Genomic DNA, 2791 nt, shown 5'->3' with positions numbered 1-2791 from the left:
ATTTATTGCTACAATTAAAAATTGTATATATCCATCAAATGTCAAAATTAAGCATTTTTTCCTCTTTTTTATCCAGTTTTTCTTTCCCTGTTGCCTTCCGGAGCAGATGAGCTGTTGCCCGTGTCGATACTGTAGCAATATTTTATGAAATTGGTATTAAGCCTTCCTGCCTTCCGGAGCTGTTGCCTACCTTTGCTATACAACAACGATGCTACCGGACATGATATAAGTAGCTAATTAATTCAAAATTTAGGGGCGAACAAATTTTCGCCCCTGCTCAAATTAATTAATTGTTGTGGCTATAATTTTAGATAAATGTGATTAATTTATCGGCGTCGTCTAGATCCAAAACCACCACCGCGACGAGAGGGAGATAACCCACCACTACCAAAACTACGACGTTGTTGGCGAGGTTTTGCTTGATTGGAACGACGCAAGTCACTGGCACTAGCACCACTTCCTGTGGAACGATTGAGATTTTGCTGCTGTCTGCGAGTGTTGTTACTTCTAGTTGAATTAGTTACACCTGTAGCACGCAATGTTTGACGATTTTTCACTGCTGCTGGTGGAGCTTGATAACGTTCTTGATATCGGTTAACAGCTTGGTCATAGCTATTCCCATACCCACCATAACCAGTCATTACTCCACCTGGTTGATAAACTGGCGGTACATAATATTGAGGTCTGAACAACATATTACTAATTGCTCCACCAACGACCTGACCTGCTATTGCTCCAGCAAAAGGTGTCCAGAAATTAGACTCCCGACGCACAATTATTGTTTCTTGTCTACCTGTTTGGGGATCGGTTTGAGTTTCAGTTACGTTGTGTACATATTCAATTTTAAAATCTGGTTTAATATGTAAACTAGCTTGGTTGCCATTAATCTCAGTATAGTTAGTTTTGCCTTCCTGAATTTCTTCTTCAGTCAAACTTGCCATTTGCAAATCTGTCGTACTATACATCGGTGGTGTACCTGCCGGAGTATTCAGCAACATTAGAGTATATTCACCGTTGGCATCATTATAGGTTGCCTGTTGTACAGGATATTCCCCCTGGGTTACTTGGTTTCGGTTTTGCTTAATGGGGTTGGAGGAAATATTGGGATTTGAGTTTTGATATGAAGTTGTGTTTGAACTGCCACAAGCGACTGTTGTCCAACACAATGTTAAACACATAAACAATACCGTCAATTTACGCAACATATTTTACGATCGCTCCTAAATAATCTAATTTTGAGTGAGTGTTACTTATTATTATACCTTGATTTTACCTTTGAGAGGGGAATAACGAAGTCAGAGGTCAGAAGTTATTTTTGTAACGGGGATGCGTGAGCAACCCTCCAAAAACCCGATCGCCTTTTAAGGCGAGGTTGCGCGACCCAATTATTTTGATCAACCGAACTATCTTAAGTTTTACCGAGAAATTGTAGTCTCAAGTCTCCCCTTTTAAGGGGATAAAAAAAAGAAAATTCCGTATTTTCGTCGCCTCCTTATTGGAGAGGTACTGTTAGCGTAGCTCCTCCGGAGGAGGCTAACTGATAACTGAAATAACCTACAGGGGAATCAATTCTGAAAAATTGAGTAATAGTTGTTCATTGTCTAATTCATCCCCTAAACGTGCTGGAGAAAAATGTATTTGAATACCTCGCAGTTTTTCTTGATAATGCAGATTAATTAAAGCTTTTAATGCTACAGTCATTGCATTCATGCTAGCAAGATCGGCTTCAATATCTGGCACTTCTCCCTGAAAAGCAACTGTGAGCATTACTACTAAATTACCAGTAGGTGATAAAGTTAGAGGTTGGTCATCTGCCTCATAATCTTCATTGTCCCCAGAGCTTAGGTAACGAGAGGCTGAGTCTGTAAAGAGTTCGTCAAAGAAATCTCCTGCTTCTCCTTCATCCCATATCACATCTCCCTCATTAGAAGCAGACTGCCAATAGGTATCATACTGTAGGAGACTCTGACAGACTTCAACCAGTCCTTCTCCTGCTATTTCCAAGTTACCTTCTGATGCAACTATCTCCCTCACAGCTCGATTCAAAACACCCAATAAAGGCGTTACCTCTGAACCCGCTAAGTGAACAAATAAACGAGAGACAACAAATCGAGTTTTACCTGTAAATTTCTTGAAACTATCTTGCCAAGAACTCATAATTTACCTTCAAAAAAATCAAAAGTCAAAATCAAAAAGTCAAAAGTAATAAAGGTTAATTATATCATGTTTGGATAATCAGTTATGATTGAAATTTAGTGGTTATATCAAATCTCATTAATTAGCCATAATAAAAATGTTTTTCTCTCTCATGGGTTGTTAGGAAAGATAGGTCAATCTCCCTATAGAAAATTAATCAAGCAATGGCTAAAGTAGCGAGTGTTTGACAACAAGCAATTCCACCCACCCCTCTAGCTCCCCTCCCGGGAGTAGGGCTAATTCTTTGTGGTCAGAGAATATTAAGTTAGAAATATATTTAATTGTGCTACTGGAGTGGTACACCTAAAACTGTGCACTCTGATTTTTGTTTCTAGGTGTCTTTTTCTCCCCCTAACCCCACACTCCCCACACTCCCTATCAATTATTCTAAGCGTGACAATAAGCGGTGACAATTTCTACTGCTTATAGAGTGACATCGGTTGAAAGCAGAATTATTTGTTTCCCTTTCGGCCACACAGCTAGGACAAAACGCACATGCATGAACGGGACAATCCCAATGCAAATCTATAGCGCGATATCTGAGTGTCACCATCTTGCCGTAAAGTAGTAGAGTTTCTGTAGTGAAGCAGTCTTT

Annotated in this window: 2 protein-coding genes; both read right to left on the bottom strand. The window is 39.6% G+C overall.

Translation table 11 applies throughout. The annotated features are described in order from the left end of the window. Nucleotides 1–326: 326 nt before the first annotated feature. Nucleotides 327–1205, bottom strand: a complete 879-nt coding sequence (locus F6K23_RS40060; protein ID WP_293166722.1) for a hypothetical protein — start codon at nt 1203–1205, stop codon at nt 327–329. A gap of 349 nt (nt 1206–1554) precedes the next feature. Beyond that, complete coding sequence (locus F6K23_RS40055; protein ID WP_293166720.1) at nt 1555–2157, bottom strand: DUF1517 domain-containing protein; 603 nt, start codon at nt 2155–2157, stop codon at nt 1555–1557. Nucleotides 2158–2791: the final 634 nt, after the last annotated feature.

It is taken from the genome of Okeania sp. SIO2C9 (assembly GCF_010672455.1).
GTDB lineage: Bacteria > Cyanobacteriota > Cyanobacteriia > Cyanobacteriales > Microcoleaceae > Okeania.
Note: the sequence above shows the minus strand (reverse complement) of the source record. Positions and strands in the feature narration are given on the sequence as shown.